25 protein-coding genes are annotated in these 23,739 nt (G+C 59.6%); 13 read left to right on the top strand and 12 right to left on the bottom strand.

Annotation, left to right across the window (positions count from 1 at the left end; all coding sequences use genetic code 11):
* Positions 1–175 precede the first annotated feature (175 nt).
* A complete protein-coding gene (locus tag FJ959_RS11275) occupies positions 176–652 on the top strand; it encodes a thermonuclease family protein (RefSeq protein ID WP_246678972.1) in 477 nt (158 codons plus the stop codon).
* A 39-nt stretch (positions 653–691) separates the two neighbouring features.
* On the opposite strand, the gene FJ959_RS11280 is transcribed toward FJ959_RS11275, so the two are convergent.
* Together FJ959_RS11280 and FJ959_RS11285 are read right to left on the bottom strand one after the other, a co-directional pair.
* Complete coding sequence (locus tag FJ959_RS11280) at positions 692–1,153, bottom strand: hypothetical protein (RefSeq protein WP_140584525.1); 462 nt, start codon at positions 1,151–1,153, stop codon at positions 692–694.
* The gene (locus tag FJ959_RS11285) at positions 1,150–1,362 is read right to left on the bottom strand and encodes a hypothetical protein (protein ID WP_140584524.1); all 213 of its coding nucleotides are present in this window, start codon (positions 1,360–1,362) and stop codon (positions 1,150–1,152) included. Before FJ959_RS11285 ends, FJ959_RS11280 begins: the two co-directional genes overlap by 4 nt.
* 121 nt (positions 1,363–1,483) lie before the next feature.
* On the opposite strand from FJ959_RS11285, the gene FJ959_RS11290 reads away from it, so the two are divergent.
* A complete protein-coding gene (locus FJ959_RS11290) occupies positions 1,484–2,071 on the top strand; it encodes a hypothetical protein (RefSeq protein ID WP_140584523.1) in 588 nt (195 codons plus the stop codon).
* Positions 2,072–2,086: 15 nt separating this feature from the next.
* Positions 2,087–2,350, top strand: a complete 264-nt coding sequence (locus tag FJ959_RS11295) for a hypothetical protein (protein WP_140584522.1) — start codon at positions 2,087–2,089, stop codon at positions 2,348–2,350.
* A gap of 20 nt (positions 2,351–2,370) precedes the next feature.
* Here the strand turns inward: FJ959_RS11295 and FJ959_RS11300 are convergent, their stop codons facing one another.
* Complete coding sequence (locus FJ959_RS11300) at positions 2,371–2,964, bottom strand: SOS response-associated peptidase (protein ID WP_140584521.1); 594 nt, start codon at positions 2,962–2,964, stop codon at positions 2,371–2,373.
* Between the two features lie 736 nt (positions 2,965–3,700).
* On the opposite strand from FJ959_RS11300, the gene FJ959_RS11310 reads away from it, so the two are divergent.
* From FJ959_RS11310 to FJ959_RS11360, 10 genes are all read left to right on the top strand, one after another.
* Positions 3,701–4,387, top strand: a complete 687-nt coding sequence (locus FJ959_RS11310; protein ID WP_181181028.1) for a response regulator transcription factor — start codon at positions 3,701–3,703, stop codon at positions 4,385–4,387.
* A gap of 225 nt (positions 4,388–4,612) precedes the next feature.
* A complete protein-coding gene (locus FJ959_RS11315) occupies positions 4,613–5,494 on the top strand; it encodes a GHMP kinase (protein ID WP_140499766.1) in 882 nt (293 codons plus the stop codon).
* A 24-nt stretch (positions 5,495–5,518) separates the two neighbouring features.
* Entirely contained in the window at positions 5,519–6,583 is a 1,065-nt protein-coding gene (locus FJ959_RS11320) for a pyridoxal-phosphate dependent enzyme (RefSeq protein WP_140630195.1), read from the top strand.
* 249 nt (positions 6,584–6,832) lie between these two features.
* Positions 6,833–7,999, top strand: a complete 1,167-nt coding sequence (locus tag FJ959_RS11325) for an MFS transporter (RefSeq protein WP_181171897.1) — start codon at positions 6,833–6,835, stop codon at positions 7,997–7,999.
* Positions 7,996–8,562, top strand: coding sequence for a GNAT family N-acetyltransferase (locus FJ959_RS11330; protein WP_181171896.1), 567 nt, complete (start codon positions 7,996–7,998; stop codon positions 8,560–8,562). The genes FJ959_RS11325 and FJ959_RS11330 overlap by 4 nt, the downstream gene beginning before the upstream one ends.
* Positions 8,563–8,636: 74 nt before the next feature.
* A complete protein-coding gene (locus tag FJ959_RS11335; RefSeq protein ID WP_140499760.1) occupies positions 8,637–9,983 on the top strand; it encodes an MmgE/PrpD family protein in 1,347 nt (448 codons plus the stop codon).
* A 443-nt stretch (positions 9,984–10,426) separates the two neighbouring features.
* Entirely contained in the window at positions 10,427–10,861 is a 435-nt protein-coding gene (locus FJ959_RS11340; protein ID WP_140499758.1) for a peptidylprolyl isomerase, read from the top strand.
* Between the two features lie 1,006 nt (positions 10,862–11,867).
* Positions 11,868–12,059, top strand: a complete 192-nt coding sequence (locus FJ959_RS11350; protein ID WP_140499755.1) for a hypothetical protein — start codon at positions 11,868–11,870, stop codon at positions 12,057–12,059.
* A gap of 468 nt (positions 12,060–12,527) precedes the next feature.
* Complete coding sequence (locus FJ959_RS11355) at positions 12,528–13,271, top strand: DUF4142 domain-containing protein (protein WP_140630198.1); 744 nt, start codon at positions 12,528–12,530, stop codon at positions 13,269–13,271.
* A 22-nt stretch (positions 13,272–13,293) separates the two neighbouring features.
* Complete coding sequence (locus FJ959_RS11360; protein WP_140560122.1) at positions 13,294–13,890, top strand: general stress protein; 597 nt, start codon at positions 13,294–13,296, stop codon at positions 13,888–13,890.
* Positions 13,891–14,163: 273 nt separating this feature from the next.
* On the opposite strand, the gene FJ959_RS11365 is transcribed toward FJ959_RS11360, so the two are convergent.
* From FJ959_RS11365 to FJ959_RS11410, 9 genes are all read right to left on the bottom strand, one after another.
* Positions 14,164–15,615, bottom strand: coding sequence for a trehalose-6-phosphate synthase (locus FJ959_RS11365; RefSeq protein WP_140584517.1), 1,452 nt, complete (start codon positions 15,613–15,615; stop codon positions 14,164–14,166).
* Positions 15,616–17,007: 1,392 nt separating this feature from the next.
* Entirely contained in the window at positions 17,008–17,412 is a 405-nt protein-coding gene (locus tag FJ959_RS11375; protein ID WP_140499750.1) for a low affinity iron permease family protein, read from the bottom strand.
* A 220-nt stretch (positions 17,413–17,632) separates the two neighbouring features.
* Positions 17,633–18,163 (bottom strand): MgtC/SapB family protein, encoded by a 531-nt coding sequence (locus FJ959_RS11380; protein ID WP_140499748.1) that lies wholly within the window; start codon positions 18,161–18,163, stop codon positions 17,633–17,635.
* A 255-nt stretch (positions 18,164–18,418) separates the two neighbouring features.
* Entirely contained in the window at positions 18,419–18,733 is a 315-nt protein-coding gene (locus tag FJ959_RS11385) for a hypothetical protein (protein WP_140560120.1), read from the bottom strand.
* Between the two features lie 576 nt (positions 18,734–19,309).
* Positions 19,310–20,539, bottom strand: a complete 1,230-nt coding sequence (locus FJ959_RS11390; RefSeq protein WP_140630201.1) for a pyridoxal-phosphate dependent enzyme — start codon at positions 20,537–20,539, stop codon at positions 19,310–19,312.
* Positions 20,532–21,557 (bottom strand): succinylglutamate desuccinylase/aspartoacylase family protein, encoded by a 1,026-nt coding sequence (locus FJ959_RS11395; protein ID WP_140581354.1) that lies wholly within the window; start codon positions 21,555–21,557, stop codon positions 20,532–20,534. Before FJ959_RS11395 ends, FJ959_RS11390 begins: the two co-directional genes overlap by 8 nt.
* 16 nt (positions 21,558–21,573) lie before the next feature.
* Positions 21,574–22,389 (bottom strand): amino acid ABC transporter ATP-binding protein, encoded by an 816-nt coding sequence (locus FJ959_RS11400; protein ID WP_224646666.1) that lies wholly within the window; start codon positions 22,387–22,389, stop codon positions 21,574–21,576.
* Positions 22,386–23,045: an amino acid ABC transporter permease gene (locus FJ959_RS11405; protein ID WP_140499741.1), complete on the bottom strand. Its 660-nt coding sequence runs from the start codon at positions 23,043–23,045 to the stop codon at positions 22,386–22,388. The genes FJ959_RS11400 and FJ959_RS11405 overlap by 4 nt, the downstream gene beginning before the upstream one ends.
* Positions 23,035–23,694: an amino acid ABC transporter permease gene (locus tag FJ959_RS11410; RefSeq protein WP_140499739.1), complete on the bottom strand. Its 660-nt coding sequence runs from the start codon at positions 23,692–23,694 to the stop codon at positions 23,035–23,037. Before FJ959_RS11410 ends, FJ959_RS11405 begins: the two co-directional genes overlap by 11 nt.
* Positions 23,695–23,739 lie beyond the last annotated feature (45 nt).

The raw sequence follows: 23,739 nt of genomic DNA on the forward strand, positions 1-23,739 counted from the left end.
GCATGTGGTGATAGCTGCATCCCGCGAGAGAAGCGATGCCACAAAGCGCCCGGCTGCGCGTGTGATGGCTGATATGCTGCGATTTCCCGCCCTTGGCATCTGCCGCTTGTCGGCCGCCTTGCTCTGCCTCACCTTGCCTTCCGTGGCCGAACCACTGGTGGGAATTCCGTCAGTCGTGGACGGCGACACGATCGAAATTCATGGACAGCGGATTCGCCTCAATGGCATGGACGCGCCGGAGAGTGCTCAGATCTGCGCGCTGACCCGGGTGAAATCCTATCTCGATTACGGTGCGTTCACCCCGATCCAGGTGGCGGCCGCACACGCCCTCAACGGCGATGGCGCCAGTGCCTCTGGCAAGAAGTACCGTTGCGGTCAGCAGGCGTCTCTGGTGTTGGCGGATTTCCTCGAGGCGCATCGCCCAACATCGTGCATTGGAGTCGACCGCGATCGCTACAGGCGCATGGTCGCTGTCTGCACCGCCGCAGGCGTCGATATCGGCGAATGGATGGTCAGGCAGGGCTATGCGCTTGATTGGCCGAAATACAGTGCCGGCTTCTACGTTGGAGCCGAGCAGGAAGCCAGGACCGCAAAGCGCGGCCTGTGGGCCGGCTCATTCGACAAGCCCTGGAATTGGCGCAGGCAACACTAGGACCTTCGCCGTTTCTTGTCCGATCCCTCAGGAGCCGGTTCAATTCCGCGGCAGCTTATGAATCTCCAGTCTCACCGGACCGCCTCGATCGCAGCTCGTGCAGACAAGCGCCCTCTCAACGGAGCTGAACAGCGCGTCCTTGCCGTACCGCCGAATAAGTGCGGCTGGCTTCACCTCTGCATAATGCGAGCAGCGTTTGCACCAAGCTCGCAACGCGTGCCATTCGCGCAGATCTCCAAGTGAAACGTCCAACCCCGCATGAATGCTGCCGTCGATAACAGTCTGCGGTGGAATCTTCACCTCGCCCGGAGTGATGATCTTCTCCATGACATGGCGGCTGTTGTAGTGGATCAGCAGCATTCCGGGCCGGCGCCGAATGGCTGCCTGCCAAGCTGCCTGGCTGACCACCGCGTCCGGAGATCGGCATACGGTTTCGAGATGGGTTTTCTCCTCTCGATCCCAGACTTCGATCCGGAAATTGTCTTCCGCCGTTTTCGTCATTGAACCCGCGCCTTATGCCAGCCGCGAGAATAGCCGTTCGAGACTGCGGCCCGGGACAAGCCCAGTTCCCGTTCAAGGTCGTTGTTCCTGGTAAGGACATTCAGCAACGCGACCAAGACATCGCCGCCGGCTGCGGCTATTGCCTGCTCAGCCAGGTTTTCCAGTTCGGACATAGCTTCGCTGGCCGGCGCGTTCTGGCGCTTTCCCATGGCTCTTTCCTGCTCAGATGCCATTCAGGAATAAGGAACATATTCCTTCCTCGTCAAGAGCAGTCTTGACTCAATGTTCTCTTTTCGTTCACTTTAGCTAAAACAGCTACAGGAGGCAGACATGGACCTGGTTTTGACGGTCCCAGACGCATCGCCTGAGGAGATTTCGCGCGGCATCGCGGCCGCCGAGGCGGCTTTGGAGCGCGCCGGTTTCACAGCCGAGGAAGCGGCACAAGGCGCCTTTGCACTCGAAGGCTGGGATATAAACGGCTTTCCGGAAGATGGGTTGGACCGCCGAGCCGGCGCTGGCGCACAAGCATGGGGCCAAGCCCATACCGCTGCCCTGGAGGCGTGCTGTGCCGGCTGGCCTGAAGAACGCAAGCCTCTAAACGTGGACCTGGAGCTACTGATCGATCCGGAAACCCAACTCGTCGACCGCGTCACCGCGTTGGCGATGCTTCGTGCAGATCTTGAGCGCGGCGGCAAAGACACGCTTAGCGGAAGGGATTCCATCTTGGCCTGGCGCATTGCGGCCGAGGTCAAAGATCGGTTCAAAATGCGAGACCTCATCGGTGACCTAACCGTCGCCTTCACCACTCTTTCGCTTTCTCATTTCCACCCTGACGAGCCGGTCGAACCCAAGCGCCAAGCCGTCTGTGATGCAATAAACGCGCTTGAAGCGGGGACGGAAAAGCCGGCCTTGCGCTGATGCGAAGGAGAGATGATGTCCGACCATGTCCTGCCTGGCCAGAAGAAGCCAAAGCTGATCGTCGTCATTGCCTTTGATCGCGGCAACGAGGGCGATCTGTTTGCCGCCTACGGCCCGGCGGATCAGCAAAGCGAGGAAAGAGCAGTTCGTACAGCCAAGGCGCTGGCTACCAGGCATGTCGGCGTCATCGCATGGAGCCGCGATGCCGATCCAGCGCTTGGAGACTACGGCCCGCCTACAACGCTTTTCGTCAGCGGTGACGTACCCGACATGGAATGATCGTCAGGATCGGCCTCGTGTTACGCGCTTTGCGGGCGCACCGTTTCCACTCTAAGCGACCCCGCCGGAAGCGGCCGCAAGAGTTCAGATTCGGGCTTCGTCAGGTTGATCCAGGCAGCCCAATTCTGCGGCTGAAGAACAACGACCTGCCGATTATGAAATGGTGCGACATCGGGCCCGGGATCAGTCGTCAGCATGGTGAAGGTAGGCGGCTTGTTGCCGGCGGCCTCACGCCAAAGCCCTGCGATGGCCATAAATGGAGAGCCGTTGAGCGTAAAGCGATGTTTCGCCTTCGGATATTTCGCACCAGTGAACTCGAAGAACCCGGAGGCCGGAATGAGGCATCGATTGCTGTTTGCGAATTGCCTCCCTTCGGAGCGAAAGTTGAACACCGGTCCCCCCTTTGGGCCCGCCGGCGGAAATCCGAACGTCATCGATGCCAATTCAATCGCATCGCCGGCGCCGCGCATTACTGGCGCCGGGTCATTAATGCGGATGTCATCCGCCTGCGGCAAATCGAGTTCGGTTTGGTGCGCCGGGATTTTGAGCGCCAGCGACGCCATCATCCGACAGTATTCAGACCACAGGACATGCTGTTCATAATCGTTGCACATGGAAGGCTCCGGGCGACCTTCTTAGAGTAAGCCTATCTGGCTCTCGATGAAAAGGCGGCTGCCGCTCAACTCAGCGGGCCCCATTTAGCCAGAATATCCCCTTCGTGCGGCCTCAATGAATAGCCTGCGGGCGTGATGGGCCTCTTTCAGCCCTTCGAGAACACGCGGTAAGGCTTTCCGGGCCGCAACATCTTTCGAACTGGTCATCGCCGGCCATCGGGCTCCCCCTGGGAGTAGATTAATGATCAGGCGATAGGTTCCGGTTCGCCGGCGAGATCCGTTGCGGCGGGATGCCGATGACAGATACCACGGCCTACCTCGACCATCGTGCAGTGTGCGGACCGCCTTGGCGGGGACAGTCAGTCCCGCGTCCAGGCTTTCAGCCGTCGCTATGCTGACGCTCCTTAGGCTGTCCCGTTCACCACCGCGGCCGAGGCGGAATTCCTCCATCCCACGCGCGAGGCTTGTCCGCCGTTGCGGACGCGCGCGGGATTTCGGTTTATACGCCCTCTGTCTTTTTTGGCGGCGGCCGCCGCTGGACTCGAATTTGCCGTAGAGGGAAGCACGGACCGGCCGCCGGCATGTTTGCTGCGACGCCAAGCTCGTTTTTGGGCTTTGTTGTTTTGGGTGGCTTGTTCTGGCATGCTGGCCTTTGGGAATGCGGGATTCGAATATAGCCAGCCCGTCTTGATGGCAGCTGAAAGATCCTAACGCTGCGCATATGAAGCCATTGATAGTGATCTGCTCGAAGGACGCGGAATTTTATCTGCTCCTCAGCCACATTCTCGAGGTCGACGGCTTCGCCAGTACGCTGGCCGGTTCCATCGATGAAGTGCTGGAGCTTGCAGCGGACATGCCGGTTCGGGCCGTGGTGCTGGATTGTCGACCGGACAATCAGCTGGGGGCCAAAAGTGCCGGGCTCAAGCAGGATGCTCGCACAGGCGCCCTCCCCTGTGTCGCTCTGGTGTCGCCCGGCGCGGAAGCTCAGCACATTCAGCTGCTGAGGTCTGGCATTGACGAATGCTTTGTCCGGCCGTTTGCCCCGGCCAAGCTGCTCGAATACCTGCGGGCCAGGCTGGCGGTGGGCCAAGCATCGGAACAGGGATCCCGGCGTGGCAAGTCGCTGGCATATAGCGATATCGAGATGCAGCTCGATACCCATCGCGTGCGCTGCGCCGGCAAGGAGATATCGCTCGGGCCAATCGAGTTCAAGTTGCTGCGCCACATGCTGGAAAATCCGGAAAAGGTGCTCAGCCGCGATGAGCTGATCGCCGTGGCCTGGACAAATAGCGCCAGTGTAAGCACGCGCGTGGTCGATGTTCACATAAGCCAGTTGCGAAAGTTACTCAGGCGGTCATCACGAAGCGTTGCCATTCGCACTGTAAGGCTCGCCGGATACGCGCTCGAAGACCAGTCGGCCTGATCATTCCCGCAGCACATATCGAGGAACGCCGGCAGCCGCCCCTGCCCGCCTGGTCGGGCTCTACATTTGTGACCAATATGTAAGAGGAAATAAATGCGCGTCATGTACTCGCAACGTTTTGGAATACAAAAGATTATCAACTTGGTTGTTGCTGTAGACGATCCGGCCTGCGAAAGTATTCACCGAGTAACTTAAGTGGTTGCTAAAGTATAGGGAGGAATGCCCATGTCTGAGGGCTCGGGATACGCTGAAGCCATTGGCCATCACGGGGAACTGGTTCAAGGCGTTTTCGAGGATGAGGGCGCACGGTTGCGACGCGCGCTGGTCTCGCTGCCCTGTCGTCATCTGAGGTCCAAAGCCAGGTTCAGCGCAAACGATAGCGATCACGTGACTGTCTGGCCAGCCTCGCGGGAGAAGGCTCGACGCGCGGCCGAGTTGACCATCAATGCATTCGGCCGGCCCGGCAGCGGCGGCCATCTCTCGATGGATAGCAACATCCCCATTGGCCGTGGCATGGGCTCCTCCACCGCCGACGTTCTGGCAAGCATCCTGGCGGTATTGAATTGGTTGGAGATCGATGCGGCGTCGGATGAGGTCATGCAGCTCGCGGTCAGCGCGGAAACGGCCTGTGACTCCACTTTGTTCAGGCAGCAAGCGGTGCTGTTTGCGCACCGGGACGGCATCGTGATGGAGGCATTCCGCAAGCCGCTGCCGCCGATCGACTTCATCAGCATCGATACCACCCCCCTGCTCACGGTCGATACGCTTGAATTCGAGCCGGCGCGTTACGATCACCTGGAGATCGAGACCTTTCGGCCGCTTCGAAGCCTGTTGCGAACAGCCATCAAGAATGCGGACGCCCGCATGCTGGGCAGGGTTGCGACGGCGAGCGCGCGGATCAACGAGCGGTTTCTTGCCAAACCACGGCTGAGAGAGATCGAAACCGTCGGTGACCGCTTCGGCGCCATTGGCGTTCAGGTCGCTCACAGCGGCACGGTCGTCGGACTGATGTTCGACGCTAGAGACCAGAATGCATCCGTAAACATCGATCGCGCGGCAGGCGCTCTGCGTCAGTCCAATTTCGAGCCGACGATCTTTCGCCATTGAACGCCTGGCACGCAGGAGTAACCCATGTCGACCCGTGCGCTGATGCGAAAGCTGGAAGATTTCGAGGGCCCGCGCCTTGTGGCGCTCGGCGGAGCTCTTTTCGGCGCCAGCTTCGTCCTGATGAAGCTGCTGCCAGCCCGGTTCATGCTCGAGCGGGCTGTGGAACGCGATCAATTGAAGCCTGAAGCCACGATCTGCGAATCCTCGTCGGGAACGTTTGGCCTCGCGCTTGCCATGCTGGCGGTTCAGCAGGGATACCGGCTGATCCTCGTCAGCGACTGGGCGCTCGATCGCCATCTTCATCGACGTCTGATCGAGCTCGGCGCCGATGTTACGATTGTCGATAGTCCGGCTGCCTCGGGCGGCCTTCAGCAGGCCCGGCTCGACCGACTGCACATTCATTTGCGCGACATTGCCGGTAGCTACTGGCCCTCGCAGTACGACAATCCCGACAATCCGATCTCTTACGCCAAGGTCGCCGAACAGTTCATAGATAGGCTCGGAAAGGTCGACTGCCTGGTTGGTCCTGTCGGATCGGGTGGCTCCGTGAGCGGCATATCCTGCTACCTGCGGACGTTGTTCGCCGACCTCTACGCGATCGGTGTCGACACACCGAACAGCGTCTTGTTCGGCCAGCCGAGCGGCAAACTCAACCTGAGCGGCCTTGGAGGCAACATTCTCCCGCGAAATGTCGATCACCGCCAGTTCGACGAGGTGCACTGGGTTACGCCGGCGGAGGCCTTTCATGCCACGCACGATCTTCATCGAAAGCATGGTCTTTTCATGGGGCCGACCAGTGGAGCTGCCTATCGGGTTGCTCGATGGTGGGCTGAGGCCAATCCCGGAAAGACGGTCGTGGCGCTGTTCCCCGACGAGGGACACAGATACGTCGAAACCGTCTACGACCACGAGTGGCTAAAGGCGGTCGCCGGATGGAGCAAACGACCGGCCGAAGGCCCAACAACAGTCAGCTCGCCCAGGTCGAGAATGGCTAGGTGGTCGCGGCTGCCCTGGGAGCGCAGAACGCTCCATGAGGTGTTGGCGCATGCTGGCGATGGGGATGATGCCGGACCGGCAGCTAAGTCGTAATCGGGCCGAGAGGCTTCCGCTCACGGCGGCCGGTCGGTCGGACAAACGAAAGCGCGAGGCCACGGCGTTGGTGCGCCGAGGATCGAGACCCAAGACGGGCAAATGCAGCGAGAAAACCCGGTGCTCGGCCCCAGCTTCCGCAACCAGCCCGCATAGCGGGCGAAGCAACGGTCATACTGTTTTGAAGGTTGGTGGCCAATGTTTCGGTATCCAGCGTTGGTGCACCAGCCGGTTAGCCCGATCTACGCGATGCTGTTCACGATGCAATGCGCGCGCAGCATGTACATCGTCCTGGTTTCCTGGTTTGCGCTGCAGATCAGTGGTGACATCGCTTCGGTCGGCAAGGTCCTGATCTGCTGGCAACTGCTGGCCTTCACCGTTGGTCCCTTCATCGGGCCACTGATAGATCGCTCCCGCCGGCGGACGATGTTTGCTACGGGAGAGATGATCCATGGCGCCGGTATCGGGCTTTTGGCGTTGATCGTCTGGTCGTGTTCTCCCGAACGCACGCCGATCTGTATCCTTTACGCCACGGCATGTTTTGTCTCGATCGGATCGCTATTTTCCTATCCGAGCAGCCAAGCGTTGCTGCAGCTGGCGGGCGCGCATTTTGTGACGCGGACCGTCTCGCTGGGCATTTTCTTCAGCCAGGTCGGAAATATCGTCGGCGCCGCGGCAGGCGGCCTCTGCCTGTCCTTATCGGGCTTGGCCAGCAGTCTCGTCGTCTGCGCGGCCTTTTCCTTCATGGCCGCTGCGCTCGCTGGTCTTCTCATAGAGGAAGATCACGCCTCCCCGGTGCAGCATAGTCCGCACATGCAGGACCTGATGGGGGGTCTTTTCGAGACTGTGAGAAACCCCCACCTCAGGGTTGCGGGGTGTGCGCTGTTGCTGGCCTATGCATCGGCGCATGCATCCAATGCTCTGCTGGCCGGCTTCGCACGTTACGAGCTCAAGCTGTCGCCCGGCCCCTATGGCTGGCTCGCTGCGACGTATTCGGGTGGGGGCTTGGTCGGAAGCATTACCTTGATGTGGCTCTCCGGTCTTGCGCAGGAAAGGATCCTTGTTGCCGTGGGAACTATCCTTCTCGCCGCGGCCACTGCTGCTTTGTCCACCTCTCAAACCACGGCGCAGGCCGTGTTCTGGCAAGGCCTGATAGGCCTGTCTTTCATGATGGTTCGGGCCGGGAGCGATGTGACGATTCTGAAGACCGTTTCAACTCGAATGGTCGGCCGTGTCAGAAGCAACATCGAGGCCGCCATCGGAGTGGTCGCTATCGGCGTCTACCTTCTTCCAACGCTCGCCTCGGGTGTTCCTGCCCGGCACATCTTCCTCGGTCTTGCCTGCGTGTTTGCTTGCGGCAGCGGTGCGATCTTATGGATGCAGCGGAGCGCGGCAATGCGAAGGATCGATCGATGAGGTCGCGATCGGGATCCGGCAAGGCGTCATGTCGGCAGCCGTTAGCGTTTCCAGACGCGGTCCGTCCAGATCCGATCAAGCTGCGACCAGTAACGGTCTTGGAGCGTGCCGCTATCAAGAAACTAATGCTCGATCCAGGACAGGAGCAGTTCGCCGGCTCGGTGGATGCGGTTTTCGACGGTCTGGAAGCCAGCCGGTATCCTGACCAGGAACATGCCTTCGCGATTATCATCTCCAAAAAGACGGTAGGGTTCTTCATCTTGCGAGAGAAACAGGCTCTGCCAGAGTGGGCGCCGCGCGGCGCTGTGACACTGCACAGCTTCCGGATTTCTTCCGCGTGCCAAGGAAAAGGATTTGGTAGGGCGGGAGTGGTTCTGGCCATCTCCTGGGTACGGCGGAACCGGCCCGAGGTCAAGGAACTGATGCTTGCAGTCAACGCACGCAACCTGCCCGCCAAGTCGCTCTATCTCAAGGCGGGGTTCGTCGACACCGGATCGATCTTTCGCGGTGCCATCGGTGACCAGCACATCTTGACGTTCCACCGTCTGCAAAGCGACGGCTGAAAAGAAATTTCACGGCCAGCCTTTCCATGCCAGAAGACAAGGTATACTAGGTATATTTTTCTTTGGAGAGATCGATGCAGTTAATTGCCGAACAGCTGGCCGGCTTCGTCAGCAATGTGCGCTACGAGCACCTTTCAGACGAGGTCGTCGAAAAGAGCCAACGGGCCATCCTCGACACCCTCGCCGCGCTGATTGGCGGGGTGCCGACCGACAATGCCAGGCTCTCACGCATCGCCGCGAAGGCTTGTTTCGGGTCCGGCGGCGCACACGCTTGGTTCGCCGAAGGAGGGTTGCATTATCTTGGCGCCCTGTTTGCCAATTGCGCTGCAGCGAGCTCGCTTGATGTCGATGACGGCCATTGTCTTGCGGCAGGTCATCCGGGGGCTGGCATCATTCCAGCCGTCCTGATGGAAGCGGCAAAGCTTGGCAGTGACGGTCATGAGGTGCTTGCAGCGACGGCCATTGGATATGACGTCGCCTTGCGCATTGCGGCTGCGCGACGCTTTTCCGACACAATGAGCTTTGCCAGTGGTCAGTGGACCGGGTTTGGAGTGGCGGCCGCCATTGGATGGCTGCGCAAGATGCACACGGATCAGCTTGCCCATGCACTCGCGATAGCGGGTGCCGAGGCACCGCAAAATCTGCCGCAAGGCGATTGCCAGGCAAGCTCCGTCAAGGGCAGCAGTCCCTGGTCGACGGTTGCCGCGCTGTTCGCGGTCGAGCGCGCCAGCTGTGGGATGAGCGGCTCGATCGACATGCTAGACCGCGCTCATGCCTACAATGTCGGTGCAATCACCGCTGATTTGGGTAGCCGCTGGCTGATCAGCGAGACCTATCTCAAGCCCTATGCGTCTTGCCGCTATACACACCCCGTAATCGATGCCGTGCTCGCGCTGGTCGCAGGCCGCGGCACAGATGAACCGATAGGCCGCATTGCGGTCGACATCTTTCCCGAAGCACGCAAACTCCCTAACGAATACGCGCCAAAATCGCTCGAGGGGGGACAGTTCTCGGTTCCCTTTGCTGCTGCACTCGCAGCGTTGCGCGGCGCGGAGGCGTTTCGGCCGCTTCGCCCCCACTCCCTTTCAGATCCGCAGGTGGTGGAACTCGCTCAAAGAGTGGAGGTTCGCTACCCTGACGAATTTGCCGGCATATTCCCGCAAGGCACGCCGGCGCGAGTTACAATGGTTGTCGGTGGATACGAGCGAACCGCGGATGTGCCGCGTCCACTCGGCGACGCCAACAATCCGATGGACCAATCCGCCGTCGAGGAGAAGCTCCACGACCTCGGATGGGACATCCTTTCGCAAGCCGAACTCGACAAACTCATCCAATCGGTGGCCTTGCTCAAGATGGGGGAAATCGCACCGTTGCTCGCATGTCTTACGGCCAAGCCAGTTGCAATCAGTGCCGCTTCTTGACCCGACGACGTGGATAGCGGCCAAGCCGGGTAAGGATGCCGGGGATGGGATTCACTTGACCGCCGGGAATGCAAACCGCAGGAAAAAGATGGGAAGTTGGCTAAGTCATCTTCCGACGAGCAGGTCGCGCGACATCGCCAACCCGCTACTCGGATGCTGCATTTTGGCCAGAAGCCGACTTTAGGCTGTTGAAGGCAATCTGCACAAACTAGCCATACCGTGTCCGGCCTCAAGTCGGCCGCCAGGTCGCGCAAATCAATGTCGCCGAATAGGCGGCGGTGAACGCCAACGGGTGTCACATAGCTCAATCGGTGTTGTGGGTTTACATCGGCAGGCAAGCCCCTAGTTTTAGAGTTTCGCGCCGTGCATCTTAGTGCGCGGATGATCGAAAACGGGACCGTGAACGCTAGCCGGTCCGTTAAAAACCCCAAAGGATGACTGTCATGACGCAGGCCAAGAATGGCGACACCGTGCGCATCAACTATACTGGACGTCTAGCCGACGGCACTCAATTCGATGCTTCCGGTGGTGAGCCGCTGCAATTCACGCTAGGTGAAGGGCAAGTGATCCCCGGCCTTGAAACCCATGTCGAGGGTATGGAGGTGGGCGAGAAAAATACCGTCACCGTCCCCGCCGACGCCGCCTATGGTCCCCACCGTCCCGAAGCGGTCTTGAGCATCGAGCGCGTCCGTGTGCCGGATAACATCAACATCAATATCGGTACTCAGTTACAGGCCAGAACCCGCGAGGGGCGCCCTATGCAGGTAACGGTCGTTGGCGTGGACGACGCAAGAGTCAAACTCGACGGCAATCACCCGTTGGCCGGAAAGGATCTGATCTTCGACGTCGAACTGGTCGAGATTGTTCAGGCCGCCTAGGTACCCGTGCCTGCGAAGGCCACGACGCTATGATTTCTGGTGACGGATCTCCGCCGAACCTTCTGCGGCGCGTGGCCTGCCGCTTTGAGCCGCGAAGAGTCGTGCCCCCGATCCTTCGCTCAGAAATTCTATCAAATAATGCGGTCTTCTGCGCGCTTTAAGGCAGCGCGCCGTCGGCAGGCAGGTAGTGGGTTGCACAAGAAACGTCTCGTCTGCGGCCGGATCGGAGCGACAGCGCCGCGTGCGTTCGACGCCTGAAACAATGCGTGTGGCGTGCTCCGTATCGGAGTCGCACATCCTTTTTATGGTGATGGCGCGCAGCCTCTCGGAGGCTCTGGTAAAGAACTGCCTCTTCCACTTCTCCGCTCGCGAACAGTGCTATTGCGTAGACGGCTCCGCTGCTGGGAGCGGTCACTACCCTCCAGAATACGATTCTTCAGCGCAAACCCGATCAAAGAGCTGCTTTAGAGCGTCAGGTCGCCTGGGTAGGCAATACTGTGTTCGGTCTTGGTGTTGGCCATGAGTCCTGCCGGTGGGGCGGAAGCGCGATGATCGCTCACAGCCGGCGATTCCCAAATGCAGTGTCGCCGATGCTGCACCATACGGCTGTCCGACGTCGGAGTCGATTTGATCTAACTTATATTAGATTTAGCTAATGGTTTCATTTCTCCCCTGCTGTCCCCATAGTGCCCGAGAGGGAGCTTGGGAGGTACCCAGTGGATCGCCTGTCGAAGTCCACCGAAGCGATCATTCAGAAAGCCATCGAGGAATCCCTTGAAGGCGACATTGTCTTCCTAAAAAAGACCGTCGGGCTGATCCGAGCAAAGCGTCCTGACCTTAAGGAGGAGCTAGACGAGATGGAGACGGATAACGAGCTATGTGAACAGGTAGTTCAGTGGCCTCAGCGATTGGAAAGGTCGTCCTCTTCGACCTTCACGAGTAAGGAACCACATGAGCGTCCGGAAAGTTCGGCAGTTTCGTGCAAGCCGACCAAGGGACCTCTCGCATGGCACCGCAAAGATACGACCTCAAGATGGACCTGGACAAAACCTGGACCGTGTTTGACGTGTTCACCGGGTTGCCGGCCGACGCCTGGGGCGTACCGGCTGTCGGTCTCGACAAGGATTACGCCGACGATCTGGTAGCCCTCCTGAACAGCCTCGACGGGAAGCGTAGGGTCGCCCAAGGGGACGTCTGATGGCAACCCCAATGGTTCACCCCTTCGCTCGCCGTCAGTGCTGAGCAGTTCTGGATGGCGCCGGTATCACGATCATGGCGGGTGTGCGCGAGGCGCTGAAGGTGCTCGCCAATCAGAGCCTGGTAATCTTTGCGCCTAACCACGGCGACTGGGTCGCCCAGATTGGCACTTGCCGGCGAGCTCACCTGTGTCCGGGCCACCCGCACGAATCCAGGTACCCAGGCGATGCACGACGAGATCGTTGAATAGTACCGCTCCGGCGGCACCCTCGGCTATCTACGGCTCATCCATGAAGCTTTTTCGAGATCGCTGGCGACCGCCCTGAGCCACGCTCGACCAATTGTCCCGGACGACGGTGACCAAGGTCCGCGCCCCAACTGCACAACGGCGCGTAGATGGCAGCGTCCGGAACAAAGCCTCCGCCTGGACATTAGGGAGCATCGTCCTCTCTAATCAAGGAACCCATTCATGAAGAACAGTCTCCGCTGGGCATCGTTATCGGTCGCCACAGCAATGGTGTTTGCGCTGCCTGCGCTGGCCGCAGAAACGGCCCAAGATTTCGTAACCAAGGCAGCGATCGGCGGCATGTTCGAGGTGCAGTCGAGCAAGGTCGCCCAGGACAAGCTCCAGGATCAGAGCCTCAAGGATTTCGCTCAAAAAATGATCTCCGATCATGGGGCCGCCAATGCCAAACTCGAGAGTATTGCCGGTGAGCAAAAGTTGCAGGTCCCATCGGACCTGGATTCCCCGCACAAGGCCGATGTCGACAAGCTTCAGTCGGCTGCGGCGCCCGTCGATGCATCCTATGCGAAGATGCAGAAGGCGGCCCATGACGACGCTGTGAGCCTGTTCGAAGGATATGCAAAGGACGGCGACAACGCCGCTCTGAAATCGTTCGCAGCCGACATGTTGCCGACGCTCAAGATGCATCAGGAAATGATCGAAAAGGTCGCAGCTTCGGCGTCAGCTTCCGACAGCACCACCCCAGCCGTCACCAACACGGATGCCACTGATCCAGCGGCGCCGGTGCCGGGCGCCAACAGCTTCACCGAGGACCAGGCCAAGAGCGCCATTGAGAAGGCGGGTTACGCCGACGTCTCCGCACTGACGAAGGACGACAAGGGCATCTGGCGTGGTACCGCGAGCAAGGACGGCAAATCGACGCCTATCGCGCTTGACTACCAAGGCAACGTTGTTGCCGGCGCCAACTGATCAGAAACCAAGGACCATTCAAATGAAAACGATAACAGGACTCTTCGACAATTATGACGACGCCAGCGATGCCGTGGGGGAACTTGAGGCCACGGGTGTGCCCCGCTCGGACATCAGCATCGTAGCCAACAACGCGACAGGCTGGCACGAGGCTGAAGCTTCCGAAGCTGGGGAAGATGCCGCGACAGGAGCAGGCGTGGGCGCCGTAGTTGGCGGTGCCGGCGGACTGCTCACCGGGTTGGGCTTGATGGCTATCCCCGGGGTCGGGCCCGTGGTTGCCGCCGGATGGTTGGCTGCCACCGCTGTCGGCGCCGTGGGTGGTGCCGTCGTCGGGGGTGCTGCGGGCGGTATCATCGGCGCAATGACGGAAGCCGGCGTGCCGGAAAACGATGCTCACGTCTACGCGGAAGGCATTCGCCGCGGTGGAACGCTGGTCACTGCCAAGGTCGAGGACAATCTCGTTCCGAACGCGGAACAGATCCTCAGCCAATACAATTCGGTCGATATCGCCGGTCGGCGCAAGGAATACGAAGCCGGCGGCTGGACCGGATTCAATCCGGCGGCTGATGCCTATACGGGGGCTGATCTGGAGCGCGCCAGTGGAAGACGCGACCGCTGAGCTTAGCCGGGGGCGGCGAACAGCCGCCCTCGATTTCAGCCTGAGCGACGATCACGCAGCGCAGCGGAAGCCAGCTATCCGTCCCATCAAAATCAGATCGAGATGCTCTCCGCGGGGAAGGCAACGTTCGTCTCTACTGCCGACATCGGGCGGTCGCCGCTAGACAGCTTAGGCCGCAATACGACTCTGGCCGGTTGCGGGTGGGACCCGCAGGGACCGGTTCGGGAACAGTTGTGGCGCCGCGGGCGCTTCAGGCGGCAAATGCCTGGGACGCTAGTCCTCGTCCGCGAGCGTGGCGAGAAATGACCGCCGCCATTTTGCTGCGTCATTGCGTCTGATGCGCTTGAGCAATGCACCGTGCCTTGCAATCCTCTCGTCAAGTGGCATGGCGAGCGCGCTTGCGATCGCGTCAGCAACCTCGTCGATCACATACGGGTTCACGATCAAGGATTCCGCAAGCTCCTCAGCCGCGCCCGCGAAACGCGACAATACAAGCACTCCGGGATTGGCTTGGTCCTGAGCAGCAATGTATTCTTTTGCCACCAGGTTCATTCCATCACGCAAAGGCGTGACCAACCCGACCTGACTAGCGCGCAATAGGCCAGCTAGCCGTGAGCGTGGGACGGCTCGATGGATGTAGCGGATCGGTGTCCAAGCCAAATCCGCGTATCTTCCGTTCACCGAGCCAGAGGTTGCTTCGAGCTGTGCCCGTATGTCAGCATACGCGCTCACCTCCTCGCGTGTAGGCGAAGCAATCTGCAAATAGGTTACCGCCCGTTCGTGTTCGGGGTGCCTTTCCAGAAGCCGGGCGAAGGCCTGCATGCGGCCGGGCAGACCTTTGGAGTAGTCCAGCCTGTCCACACCGATGATTTGCTTAAGGCCCAAAATCTGGCGGCGCATGGAATCAATCTGGACATCCTCCGCCGCCTCGTTAGCCATGCGTGCGAAGGAATCAACGTCGATGCCAATCGGAAAGCACCGTGACAAGACTGTCCGGCCATTGGCCTCAGCCGCGCCATTGATATCAAAGGTGGTGGGACTGGTCGCCTGCACCGATCGCCGAAAATTCATCACGTCCGTCTCGGTCTGGAAACCCAGCACGTCATCCTCAAGCAGATCATCGATGAGTTCTTCGTGATCGGGTGCGGCGGCAAAAAGGTCAGGCGGCGGGAAGGGTATGTGAAGGAAAAAGCCGATCCGATTCCGGAATCCCAGCCGCCGCAACTCGGCCGCCAAGGGGATAAGATGGTAGTCGTGGACCCAAACCAGGTCGTCGTTCCCCAAGTGCAGTGCTGCGAGCGCCTTCGCGAAGCGTGCATTGATCTGCCTATAGGCGTGTAGATACTCTCCCCGGTGATTCACCAGGTCGAGCCGGTAGTGGAAAAGTGGCCATAGCGTACTGTTGGCATAGCCGTTGTAGTACAGCGAATACTCCTCGCGCGGCAGGGTGAGCGCAGCCGTCTCGATCCTCCCCACGCGTTCGAGTTGGATCAGAGGTTCGTCACTCGCGGCAGAGTCCTGATACAGGGCGCTTGCTCCTAGCCATAGACCTCCACGATCAGCCAACGCGTCCGCGACACCTACTGCCAGCCCGCCGGCTTGCGACAGGTCGCGAATGTTCCCGAGCCGGTTCGAAACGACAACCAGGTGCCGCGGGACGGCATCAATGGCAGATTGCTTGGCCTCACCCAATATGGCGTCGCCCTCAATTGAATCGCCAACCATTTGAGTGGCCTCGTTGGGGGGCTTATGTGATCGCTGCAACGAGCAAATCCTAGGTCGAAGATCGCTTTGGGCAACGGTCTGCGCATGCGATTGTTCCGCGCAATTCCAAGACTTTCGTGGCGCGCCAGACCGTTCAGGTCAGGTCTGCCATCACAGTTGCGCCGACTTAGGAACCATTTCCGGACAGGCAGCTTTGGAGTCCCGGGTATTGGGATAGCTGCCTCGCGCGGTGATCAACACGACCGGCGCCGATCCTCCTGGTCTGAGTGCGCTAGCCTACTGCGCCGACCTCGTGAGACTCCTCTGGACACAACGCGCGAGTTGGGAGAAGGCTTTCGCATGGATCGGCTTATCACCGTCGAGTACACGCGCCTCGCGGCGCCAGACCTTGGCCGTGGAGATGGCCAATCGCGGAAGCCGTTCGGCCTGGAGGGATTTCCTCGTCGCACTGGAGGCGCGGTCGCAGGGGCGTCGAGTCGGCTCTCCAACCACCATGCCAGCCTGATTCGCCGCAATCGGTGATCCCGGACGCCGCCGGGCAGCGCTGCTATGTGCGGTTCCTCAGGAATCGCTCGATCACCTGCCGCGCAAGCCTGACGACCATTGCCTGCCGGAACTCAGATGGTCCCACGACCGGCGCGATGTCGCTGAGGCTGGGCCGATCTTGCCGCATGGCTTTGGCAAATGGTCGGCCCCCTATCCGCGACTGACGAGCTGGGTCGAAGAGACCATCGAATGCACGCTGATCTTTCTTTTGCCTCCCGCTCCAGCACCAGATGCACCTTTGAGTCCACCAAAATGCTGGAACGCCAATGAGGAAATCCGGCCGCGCATCCATGCCGTGCGCATCTTTCTCAAACGCCGAACGCTCCCTGCGCCGGTCAGGGCGCTGGCGGTCGAAACCAACAAAACTGGATGGGGGCCAACCGCTGCATTTAGATGATGGGCGAGAGCACAAGAAGCGGCCAGTTGTGGAACATTCCCGCGCTAAAGAGCTTCGGCCTTGCACTGTTCCCATTCAGTGTATGTGTTCCCCAGACTCGCCCGCTTCCGAAAGGTGGCGGGGCCTTTGGTCATGTAAGCGGAACCTGACATTCGGCGATTGGTTTCGATGATGGCAGCGTTCCCTCACGCTGCTGGCCGAGGTTCTCAAACCTTGGTCGGGCCCGCATCGCCCCGCCAGTGGTGCGGGCCCACAAAGCGCCAGCACTGGAACCAAGCCCGCCGGCTCCGGCCAGCGGTTTTTTTGTTCGGGGGCAAAACGAAACCGCCTCGGGCAAGTTAGGACACCTCGCTCGATTGCTCGGGAATGTGGCCGGCATTCCCGAATTGCATGCACTGGATCTGATCATCGGCCCAGGCTGGAATTCGTTGCTGCGCGAAGCCGATTTCTCAAAGACCGGCCTTGACTCCTGTGTCGGCGTTAGTTCGACCCAGATTAGCTTCTTTTCTGTCTTTGGCTCGCGCGCAGAGCGATCGATATTGCTCGACCTCTGCCTCGGTCAGGTGCTCGATGCCTATAAAATCGTTCTTGGCCGCACCCGAGCGGATCAGTTCATCGAGCTTCGCCTGGAGCGCGGCCCCGTCCCGGTTTTGAGTATTCTGGATTAAAAACACCATCAGGAACGTGATGATGGTCGTGCCTGTATTGATTATGAGCTGCCACGTCTCGGAGTAGTCGAATATGGGACCGGTTGCCGCCCAAATGACAACTGATGCGACACAAAGCGCGAAAGCCCAAGGACGGCCTGTCGCATGCGCGACGGCACCTGCCAGATGGTTGAAGATCTTTTCCATGCTAAGTTCCCGAGGTGAGGCGACCCGCCGTAATAACAAGCCGCGCTAAACGATCCATCACTTGGCAGTGATTGGGTCAAGTCGTCAGATTTGCGTTGACAGTCAACCACAAGCATACGCTTCTCATCACGTCGGCACCTCGGGGCCACTACAGCAGCAGGGGCGTGTCACGCCAAACTGAAGAAGCTCTGTGACAAGGAACATGATCCCAATCCGCAGCCTATTGCCACTTTGACCCATCTTCTTCCGATTTTGGAGTTCTTTGGCCGTTGTTTTCGCGAATCCCGGATTTGGCCGCAAGACTATAAAGAAGGCCTGCCACGACAAGCACCAAAAACGTGCCGAGCGCCGCGACCTGCCACAGCCCGAGCCCGCATGCCACGCCAATAGCACCAGCCAGCCACATTCCTGCGCCGGTCGTCAGCCCGTGAACCTCGCCTTTCGAAAACAAAATGGACCCGGCAGCAAGGAAGGCGACGCCAGCGGTAACCGCTTCGACAACTCGGATCGGATCGACCTTGACGGATTCTTGCACAAACAGCGGAGCATGTACGATTTCAATCGTCAGAATACCGAAAGTAGCCGCTGCCACGCAGATCAGGATGTGGGTGCGAAGCCCAGCAGGCCGATTTCGCCATTCGCGTTCGAAACCAATCACAGCGCCGAAGATCGAGGCCAACAGAAGCCTCGCCGCGATAACCGGAAATGGGACGTATGTCGGATGGCCGAATTCTTCGAAAAGTTCTTGCATGGGTAACCCAGGCTGATGGGCCACAACGTGCTCGGGCGGGCCAGGTTCCGAACGGCGGAGGTGCGGGCAATCATGCGGGCCGGATCGGCAAGGGGACTTCTCCTGTCATCTGCCGAAGATCCTTTCCCGGCCGACCTTCTTCGTCGAAGGCGGCAGCCTTCCCGGGCCGTCAATCAGTCTGTTCGGGCGTTTCAGCAAGCAGCCTCAAGGAAGCGGCTGCTTTCCATGACGTTGCATTCAGTATGCCAAACACGCTCAATGCATTGTCAGCCCATCGATTTGGTAACGGCAAAGAAAGATTGCGATCCCCCGGCATGTTTCCAAGTCCGGCGCCGCTCGCATGATGGATTCGTAGGTGTGTTCTCCAAGAACACCAAAGACCGGGATCAGAAGAAAATCCTGGGAGCGGTCGAGTCCATCGGCCGTGACGACGAATCTGAAGCCGGTGAATTCAGCATTCAGTCCATCCTCGATCTTCGTCAACAACAACGAATCATCAAATCTTGTGCCAATCGGCGGAACGACAATGAAGTCTAGGCAAGGCCCATCTTTGGTCGGCAAGAATTCCATAGATGCCCCCTGTGCCGGTAACGAGGTCCAGCCCGTCAGAATAGGCATAGGCCGGCCGACGGAGCAAATTCTACTCGATCTTTGTCCACAGAGTTGTGGTGTTGGCTAATTAAACACTAACAGAATCACCTCGATGCCAGGCTTCGCGGTTGCGCAGGATCGGGCCACCATGGCGAACCGATCTAGCCCCTATCCGTATTTTGGCTACGCTGACGGTATCGTATTGGCGGCGCTCGCGACCAAAACGAGGCAGTAGAGTCGCGAGTAGTTGCTGACCGCTGAGCTTGGTTATTGTTGACTTTCGGCCGGTATCGCAGGGGCCGGCGGGAACAGATCCGGGTTAGAATTATATAACTTTAATTTAAGAATCGAGCACACCTGTCCCATCCGGCTGGGGCGTCCTCAGATTTTCTAAAATGTAAACTGCCGCTCAAATGAACTGGTTCCCGACTATTCGTTTTGATCCAACAAACCCATGTTGGACACAGAGGACGGCGACCCTTCGTTTCAATTGTAGGAATGTGCGTCAACATTCTTGCGATCACCTTACCCGCGGTGTGCGCCTGCTCTAGCCGATCAGATGAAAGTACACGAACTGCTTGGGGGCGGAGCAACCGGCACTGCCTCAAATGGAGCGAGTTCCTCGGGTGCGGCGATAGGGGACGAGAAGGTCTGGAAATCGGAAAAGCCGCTCGACGTGCCGACAAGCACGACCGCGGCGTCCGATGAAATCACACCTTGGGGAACGAGTTTCTTCAGGCCAGTCAAAGCCGCGGCGCTCGAGAGTTCAAGATAAAACCCGCAACGCGCCAACCGCTTCTGATCGTCGCGCGCGGCCATATCGTCAACTGCCACTGCCGATCCCTTGCAAGAGGCGATCGCATCCAATGCCTGGTAGGTCACGGTCGAACCACCGATTGAAGTCAAGGCCGAGCTGCCTGCAAAATTGCCGCGATAGTCCTCCCCGGCAAGCACTCTCGAAATCCGGCCGAACGGCTCAACGGCATGGATTCGGGGCCGTTCTTCGACAAGCCCGGCGGCCTGCAGGTCGCAATATCCGCGTGCAACACCCCACAGCAGGTCCGCTCTCGATGTCGGAACGAGGATATCGCTGCATGCGCTGGCGCCCAGCTCGAGAAAGATCTCAAAGGCGAGCGACCTGTAGCCATCCACTCCGAAAGGATTGCTGCCGACGGGCGGAACAGCAAAATTGGTGGCCGGGTACCACTCCCCGGCTCTGACCCGATCTGCGAGCACCTGCCAGCGACCCTGCGCGGTTTCGCTGGCGAGCAACGTCGCCCCGTGCATCTCGATCGCGTGGCGCCAGTTCGGGCTGATGTCGGGCGTCGTCACGATCACGCAATCGAGCCCGACATGAGCCGCGTAAGCAGCCAGCGACACACCGGCATTGCCGCTTGAGGCCGCGGCTACCGTCGACGCACCGATCTCCAGCGCACGTTGGACGACGAACCTGCTCATGCGGTCCTTGTGTGATCCAGTCGGGTTGGCGCCCTCATTCTTGAGGAAAAGCGCGCGAACGCCGATCTCTTTCGCGAGTCCCTCCAGTCGCACAAGCGGTGTGTTGCCCTCCCCGAGCGTTGGGTAGTTGCTGTAGACCTGCCAGTCATCGATGCGCTTCAGGGATTTGGGCAGTCCCTGATATTCGATCGCCAAGCTCGCCGGCAGATTTTGGCTCAGACAAATCGGGCAGCCTTCGAAGTGATCCGCGATCGGAAAGACAATCCGACAACGAATGCAGCGCAGACCAATCACACGCGGATTGAGGCTCGGAATTGGGCTAAGCATGCAAGGAGCCGCCGTCCATATCGGCCATGACCTTGAACAGGCAGTCACCGCGGTTCGTGAGCGATGGCACCCTACGGCACGCCACGAGACCGGACGATTCAAAGAACAGCGTTTCAGGTTCGCGGGTCGGTAAATCCGGAAAGTGGATGCGACCTGCGATCTGGCCCGTCACAACTTCATCGCCTATGTTCGCGGCCGGCTCGAAAACGCCTCGATCGCGCGCATAGACAAATGCGCTGTGACCGCTGACCGTCATGAGGCGCGTGGGGGAAGCGGGCTCGACGGCGACATCGCGCAGAATCCCCTGGTCTTTCAACACGCGCCTTAGTCCCGCCTCGGCAAGCGACAGCCCCCACCTGGACAAGGTTGCGCCCCCGCCAAGTTCGGTGGTCAGCGCCAGCGCGCCACGTTCCTGCGCGGCCGCTGCAAGTGTTGTAAGGCCGCCGCCGCCGGTTCCATCGCTTACGAAGCTGATTGGTGCTCCAAATAGCCGCAACAGCCTGAGCAGTGATGTATGCTCGTCGGAGGTCCGTCCTGGACGCACCAGGGAGCTCGCCACATAGTTGAGCGAACGGCCGCCCGAGTGGAGATCGACGACGACATCGGCCATCGGGATCAAGACCTTGCAGACATAGTGGGCGATCATCTCGGTCGGGGTTCCGTTCGCATCGCCTGGAAACAGGCGATTGAGATTGCCTTGGTCAAGTGGCGATACGCGGCGTCCCGCCGTGACCGCGGGAAAGTTGAGCGCCGGAAGGATGAGGAGCCGGCCCGAAACCTGGTCGACGTCGATCTCTCGAGCCAGATTGGAAAGGGCGATCTGGCCCTCGTATTCGTCGCCATGGTTGCCGGCGACCAACAACGCCGTCGGCCCGGACCCATTTTTGATGCACACCAGCGGGATCGGTATCCAGCCATAGGCGGACAGGTCGGACGAATGGGGCAATCTCAGACAGTCCGACTGCTTTCCCTCAGCCTCATAGTCGATCGGTGTCCAGATCCGTGTTTCGCCAGTCATGGTCGATCCTCTTTGTTCAACGAAGCACCTTCTCCAGGAAGAGCCGCGTCCGCTCCTGGCTCGGCGCGGCGAAGAAGTTGGCGGGCGACGCCATCTCGACGATGGTTCCCTGATCCATGAACACCACCTGGTCGGCGATCTTGCGGGCGAAGCCCATTTCATGGGTGACGCAAAGCATCGTCATGCCGTCCGCGGCGAGGCCGACCATGACATCGAGCACTTCCTTGACCATCTCCGGATCAAGCGACGATGTCGGCTCGTCGAAGAGCATGATCTTCGGATTCATGCAGAGCGCGCGCGCTATCGCTACGCGCTGCTGCTGACCACCGGAAAGCTCGCCCGGATATTTGTGCGCCTGCTCCGGTATCCTGACCCGCTCGAGATAGTGAAGCGCGATGGCGGCAGCCTCGGCCTTGGACTTGCCGAGGGCACGTCTTAAGGCAATCGTGCAGTTAGACATGACTGTCAGATGTGGAAACAGATTGAATTGCTGGAAAACCATCCCGATTTCGCGCCGAATTTTCTGCAGCTGTTTCTGATCCCGGGTGATATCGGCGCCGCCAATGCGAATGGCGCCGCTGCGGAAGCGCTCCAGCCCGTTTACACACCTGATCAGGGTTGATTTTCCCGATCCTGACGGACCGCAAATCACCAACCGGGCGCCTTGCGGAACGGCAAGATCGATGTTCTTCAGAGCATGGAAGCTGCCAAACCACTTGTTGAGTGCGATGATCTCGACGGCCGGTTGATCCGGGCGGGCCGGGTTACTGCCTTGCCCGATTTCAGTCGGCCCAAGGATCGGGTGTTGCATTGCATGGACAGCGTCGTTCATCGGCTCTCTGGGCCCAGCAACTTGCGTTCGAGAAGCTTGACCATCTGAGCGATCGTCAGGGCCAGAACGAGAAATACAATGCCGACGACCGTTAGCGGCTCGGCATAGCGATAGGAGTCGGAGGCGATGTCTAGTGCCCTGCCCAGCATTTCCGGCACGGCGATGACGGCCAGATAAGGAGTCGCTTTCAGGATCGAGACAAAGTGGTTCCCGACAGGGGCCGCGACGTTGCGCAGCATCTGGGGAGCCAGGATGAAGAACACGGTATCGATCCGGTTCAATCCCACTGCCTTGGCGGCTTCGGCTTGGCCTTTAGGAATGGCGTCGATGCCAGCCTTGAATACCTCAGCCAGATATCCGCTGAAATAGATGCTCAGGCCCAGTATGCCGACCACGGACGCCGGCAGCGTGAAACCCCAATGAGGAAGGACGAAATAAAGGAAATAGAGCCAGACCAGCACGGGTGTCGAGCGGATGAAGTCGATTGCGAAACGCATCAGATATCCGGACACGGATCCTGCTCGCCGAGTGATCTCAAAGCTGAATCCGAGGATAGAGGCGCCGGCGCAACTCAGCAGCGCAACGCCGATGGTGGTCCCGATGACGCTAAGGATCGTCGGAAGGGTCGAGGCGGCGAAGGCAAGATCAAAATTCATTTGTCAGGCCCCTCCCCGCGCCAATGCGCTGCTCCACCCATCGGCCAAACACCGTGACAGGATAACAGATCACGAAATAGGCAAGCAGAAGTGACGTGTAGACGCCGACAGGGTTGTATTGGAGTTCCGCGATTTCCTTTGCCCGGAACGTCATGTCGGTTAGAGTTACAAGAGAGACCAATGCAGTGCCTTTGATCAACTGGATGAACTGGTTGATGAAGGTCGGCGCCATCCTGGTCAGTGCTTGCGGCAATTCGATCAGGCTGAGGATATGCCGGCGCGGCAGCCCGAGCGCAGAACCGGCTTCGATCTGACCTCGATCGAGTGACTGGAGACCGGCTCGGACGGCCTGGCTTCCATACCCACCGGCGTTCAACCCCAGCACCATAGCGCTCACGGCGATCGCTGGAAGTTGGATGCCGACGACCGGCAGGACGTAGTAGAAGACAAAGAGCAGAATGATCACCGCGGAGCTACGCCAGAATTCTATGACGGCAGTGATGGCGAAGCGTGCGACGCCGCTGGTCAGATATTGGGCTACGCCAAAAATCAAGGCGAAGGGCACGGCAAACAGCACGCCCAACGCGGTAACCACGGCCGTTATGCGGAACCCTTGGAAAATGCCGACGAAAATCTCGATAATGGTCACGCTTGAACGTCCCTGGATCCTGAACGCCTCGATGAAGCGGGGCGT

Source organism: Mesorhizobium sp. B2-2-4 (assembly GCF_006442375.1).
In the GTDB taxonomy this organism is placed as follows: Bacteria; Pseudomonadota; Alphaproteobacteria; order Rhizobiales; family Rhizobiaceae; genus Mesorhizobium.

Bases quoted from the DNA above. Each gene is read 5' to 3' on its own strand.
- FJ959_RS11280 (WP_140584525.1), bottom strand. From the start codon at position 1,153: ATGACGAAAACGGCGGAAGACAATTTCCGGATCGAAGTCTGGGATCGA.
- FJ959_RS11285 (WP_140584524.1), bottom strand. From the start codon at position 1,362: ATGGGAAAGCGCCAGAACGCGCCGGCCAGCGAAGCTATGTCCGAACTG.
- FJ959_RS11290 (WP_140584523.1), top strand. From the start codon at position 1,484: ATGGACCTGGTTTTGACGGTCCCAGACGCATCGCCTGAGGAGATTTCG.
- FJ959_RS11295 (WP_140584522.1), top strand. From the start codon at position 2,087: ATGTCCGACCATGTCCTGCCTGGCCAGAAGAAGCCAAAGCTGATCGTC.
- FJ959_RS11300 (WP_140584521.1), bottom strand. From the start codon at position 2,964: ATGTGCAACGATTATGAACAGCATGTCCTGTGGTCTGAATACTGTCGG.
- FJ959_RS11315 (WP_140499766.1), top strand. From the start codon at position 4,613: ATGTCTGAGGGCTCGGGATACGCTGAAGCCATTGGCCATCACGGGGAA.
- FJ959_RS11320 (WP_140630195.1), top strand. From the start codon at position 5,519: ATGTCGACCCGTGCGCTGATGCGAAAGCTGGAAGATTTCGAGGGCCCG.
- FJ959_RS11325 (WP_181171897.1), top strand. From the start codon at position 6,833: ATGCTGTTCACGATGCAATGCGCGCGCAGCATGTACATCGTCCTGGTT.
- FJ959_RS11330 (WP_181171896.1), top strand. From the start codon at position 7,996: ATGAGGTCGCGATCGGGATCCGGCAAGGCGTCATGTCGGCAGCCGTTA.
- FJ959_RS11335 (WP_140499760.1), top strand. From the start codon at position 8,637: ATGCAGTTAATTGCCGAACAGCTGGCCGGCTTCGTCAGCAATGTGCGC.
- FJ959_RS11340 (WP_140499758.1), top strand. From the start codon at position 10,427: ATGACGCAGGCCAAGAATGGCGACACCGTGCGCATCAACTATACTGGA.
- FJ959_RS11350 (WP_140499755.1), top strand. From the start codon at position 11,868: ATGGCACCGCAAAGATACGACCTCAAGATGGACCTGGACAAAACCTGG.
- FJ959_RS11355 (WP_140630198.1), top strand. From the start codon at position 12,528: ATGAAGAACAGTCTCCGCTGGGCATCGTTATCGGTCGCCACAGCAATG.
- FJ959_RS11360 (WP_140560122.1), top strand. From the start codon at position 13,294: ATGAAAACGATAACAGGACTCTTCGACAATTATGACGACGCCAGCGAT.
- FJ959_RS11365 (WP_140584517.1), bottom strand. From the start codon at position 15,615: ATGGTTGGCGATTCAATTGAGGGCGACGCCATATTGGGTGAGGCCAAG.
- FJ959_RS11375 (WP_140499750.1), bottom strand. From the start codon at position 17,412: ATGGAAAAGATCTTCAACCATCTGGCAGGTGCCGTCGCGCATGCGACA.
- FJ959_RS11380 (WP_140499748.1), bottom strand. From the start codon at position 18,163: ATGCAAGAACTTTTCGAAGAATTCGGCCATCCGACATACGTCCCATTT.
- FJ959_RS11385 (WP_140560120.1), bottom strand. From the start codon at position 18,733: ATGGAATTCTTGCCGACCAAAGATGGGCCTTGCCTAGACTTCATTGTC.
- FJ959_RS11390 (WP_140630201.1), bottom strand. From the start codon at position 20,539: ATGCTTAGCCCAATTCCGAGCCTCAATCCGCGTGTGATTGGTCTGCGC.
- FJ959_RS11395 (WP_140581354.1), bottom strand. From the start codon at position 21,557: ATGACTGGCGAAACACGGATCTGGACACCGATCGACTATGAGGCTGAG.
- FJ959_RS11400 (WP_224646666.1), bottom strand. From the start codon at position 22,389: ATGAACGACGCTGTCCATGCAATGCAACACCCGATCCTTGGGCCGACT.
- FJ959_RS11405 (WP_140499741.1), bottom strand. From the start codon at position 23,045: ATGAATTTTGATCTTGCCTTCGCCGCCTCGACCCTTCCGACGATCCTT.